At 37.2% G+C, this 573-nt stretch carries 1 protein-coding gene; it reads left to right on the forward strand.

Annotated elements, in window-relative coordinates; translation table 11 throughout:
* On the forward strand, nucleotides 1-528 hold a 528-nt coding region (locus tag ACYVRA_RS08320; RefSeq protein ID WP_461252261.1), incomplete at its 5' end, for an ATP-binding protein.
* Nucleotides 529-573: the final 45 nt, after the last annotated feature.

Genomic DNA, 573 nt, shown 5'->3' on the forward strand with positions numbered 1-573 from the left:
GATAGTTTTGCGTTCAACAATGTTGCCGGTTTTATTTTTGACAACATCGGAAATCTGCTCTCCACAAACAAAATAGCAAACACAATGTCTAGCAATGGAAAAGAGATAAATACCAGGACGGTTGAATCTTATCTGGAAGCTATGGCAGATGCTTTTATTATATACAAAGCCAAAAGGTTTGACATAAAAGGCAAGGAATATTTGAAAACCGGTGATAAATATTACTTGTGCGACTTAGGTTTGCGTTATTATTTGCTGGGCAACAAGAACACGGATTTTGGGCATATTTTGGAAAATGTTGTTTATTTGGAACTCAAACGGCGAAGGTTTAATGTTTATATTGGCAAGGCTGGAGAAAAGGAAATAGACTTTGTTGCGCAGTCGGGCGGCATAACGGAATATTATCAAGTTGCCTATTCCGTCAAGGATAAAGCAACATTGGAGAGAGAATTAAACCCATTGAAATCAATTCACGACCACTACCAAAAATATTTAATAACTTTAGACCTGTCTCTTATACACATCTAGATGTGTATAAGAGACAGCCAGAAAATTTGGAATGGCTTGGAACGG

This window comes from Treponema sp. R8-4-B8 (genome assembly GCF_054786175.1).